At 61.9% G+C, this 2500-nt stretch carries 1 protein-coding gene and 2 rRNA genes (1 of these 3 cut by a window edge); 1 reads left to right on the forward strand and 2 read right to left on the reverse strand.

From position 1 onward, the window contains the following. The first annotated feature begins 99 nt into the window (after positions 1-99). A complete protein-coding gene (locus GGR04_RS23480) occupies positions 100-660 on the forward strand; it encodes a recombinase family protein (RefSeq protein ID WP_183203008.1) in 561 nt (186 codons plus the stop codon). A 210-nt stretch (positions 661-870) separates the two neighbouring features. On the opposite strand, the gene rrf is transcribed toward GGR04_RS23480, so the two are convergent. Both rrf and GGR04_RS23490 read right to left on the reverse strand, forming a co-directional pair. Beyond that, a 5S ribosomal RNA gene (gene rrf / locus GGR04_RS23485) occupies positions 871-985 on the reverse strand. A 109-nt stretch (positions 986-1094) separates the two neighbouring features. After that, positions 1095-2500, reverse strand: a 23S ribosomal RNA gene (locus GGR04_RS23490); it runs 1419 nt beyond the window's last position.

Here is a 2500-nt window from a genome sequence, read left to right on the forward strand (position 1 = left end):
TCTTTCCATTTCTCGAATCTTGTCAGTTTCGCACCGGATTTTGATAGCTGATCGATCAAGGCGTTGCGTGGTGCAGATGGCCGGTGCAGAGGGACGGGCATGATCGGCTATGCGCGGGTGAGCACGTCGGGGCAGACCGTGTCGATGCAGCGCGAGCAGTTGCGGGCGGCGGGGTGCACGGCGATCTTCGGGGAGACGGCGTCGGGGGCCTCCGGGCACCGGGTGGAGCTGGCGCGGGCGTTGGCGGCGCTGGGCGAGGGGGACGTGCTGGTGGTGACGCGGCTCGACCGCCTGGCGCGCTCGACGCGCGATCTCCTGGAGATCGTGGCGGCGATCGAGGCGCGCGGCGCGCGGCTGCGCTCGCTGGCGGAGGCCTGGGCGGACACGGCGACGCCGGCGGGTCGGCTGATGCTGACAGTGCTGGGGGGCCTGGCGGAGTTCGAGCGCTCGCTGATCCGGGAGCGGACCGCGGAGGGGCGGGCGCGGGCGATGAAGGCGGGACGCCGGTTCGGGCGCCCGCCGCTGCTGACGCCGCCCCAGCGCGAGGAGGCGGTGCGCCTGGCGGGCGAGGAGCGCAGCCACGCCGAGATCGGTCGCATCCTGCGGGTGTCGCGCTCCACCGTGTCGCGCTTCCTGCAGCGCCACCGCGCCGGGCTCTAGAGCATTTTCAGAGAAGGCCGAGTTGGCTTTCAGGTCTGGCGGACGGGAGCGGCGGCCACCGCCCTTCTCGAGGGAGCCGAGGCGAACGTGGATCGGTTTTCGGGAGGCGAGGAGCTGGAACGGGCGCCGGATTGCAGACGCAAAAACGCCCCGGCTTGGTGGAAGCCGGGGCGTTGGAGAGGACGAAGAGAGCCTTGATGCGATTGGCAGACCTGGCAGCGACCGACTTTCCCGCGTCTTAAGACGAAGTATCATGGGCGCTGAGGCGTTTCACGGCCGAGTTCGGAATGGGATCGGGTGCGGCCGCCTCGCTATAACCACCAGGTCGGCCAATTGCATCAGGGGAAGCTGGATTTTTCGAAGAGATGAGAGCGCCGTTCGTCGCTGCCGACATCGCAAGGCGAGGTCGGCGTGATGAACATGGGCGAATGAGAACGATCAAGCCAATCGGGCGATTAGTACCGGTCAGCTTCACGGGTTACCCCGCTTCCACATCCGGCCTATCAACGTGGTCGTCTTCCACGGCCCTGATAGGGAATACTCGTTTCCAGGTGGGTTTCCCGCTTAGATGCCTTCAGCGGTTATCCCGTCCATACATAGCTACCCTGCACTGCGGCTGGCGCCACAACAGGTCCACCAGAGGTATGTCCATCCCGGTCCTCTCGTACTAGGGACAGATCCTGTCAATATTCCTACACCCACGGCAGATAGGGACCGAACTGTCTCACGACGTTCTGAACCCAGCTCACGTACCGCTTTAATTGGCGAACAGCCAAACCCTTGGGACCTGCTCCAGCCCCAGGATGCGATGAGCCGACATCGAGGTGCCAAACAACCCCGTCGATATGGACTCTTGGGGGTCATCAGCCTGTTATCCCCGGCGTACCTTTTATCCGTTGAGCGATGGCCCTTCCACGCGGGACCACCGGATCACTATGACCGACTTTCGTCTCTGCTCGACTTGTCTGTCTCGCAGTCAGGCGGGCTTATGCCATTGCACTCGACGACCGATTTCCGACCGGTCTGAGCCCACCATCGCGCGCCTCCGTTACTCTTTGGGAGGCGACCGCCCCAGTCAAACTACCCACCATACACTGTCCCGGACCCGGATGACGGGCCGCGGTTAGACATCCATGACGATAAGGGTGGTATTTCAAGGATGGCTCCACGCAAGCTAGCGCCCACGCTTCAAAGCCTACCACCTATCCTACACATGCCGACACGAATGCCAGTGTAAAGCTATAGTAAAGGTGCACGGGGTCTTTCCGTCTGACCGCAGGAACCCCGCATCTTCACGGGGAATTCAATTTCACTGAGTCCGCACTGGAGACAGCGGGGAAGTCGTTACGCCATTCGTGCAGGTCGGAACTTACCCGACAAGGAATTTCGCTACCTTAGGACCGTTATAGTTACGGCCGCCGTTTACTGGGGCTTCGATTCAGAGCTTGCACCCCTCCTCTTAACCTTCCAGCACCGGGCAGGCGTCAGACCCTATACGTCGTCTTGCGACTTCGCAGAGCCCTGTGTTTTTGATAAACAGTCGCTACCCCCTGGTCTGTGCCACCTCCATGAACTTGCGTCCAAGGAGGTCACGCTTCTTCCGAAGTTACGCGTGCAATTTGCCGAGTTCCTTCAGTGCGGTTCTCTCAAGCGCCTTGGTATACTCTACCAGTCCACCTGTGTCGGTTTCGGGTACGGTCTATACGGTGGGGCTATTTCCTGGGACCCCTTCGAGGCCATCCCAATCCGATAAGGGATGACAACACACGGGATCCGTCACTCTCCACCAGGCCCACGATTATTAACGTGGTTCCCATCGACTACGCCTTTCGGCCTCGCC

It is taken from the genome of Aureimonas pseudogalii, assembly GCF_014196835.1.
Lineage (GTDB): Bacteria > Pseudomonadota > Alphaproteobacteria > Rhizobiales > Rhizobiaceae > Aureimonas > Aureimonas pseudogalii.

What these genes read in the sequence shown, in the direction of transcription:
- GGR04_RS23480 (WP_183203008.1), top strand. Translation starts at nt 100, where the DNA reads ATGATCGGCTATGCGCGGGTGAGCACGTCGGGGCAGACCGTGTCGATG.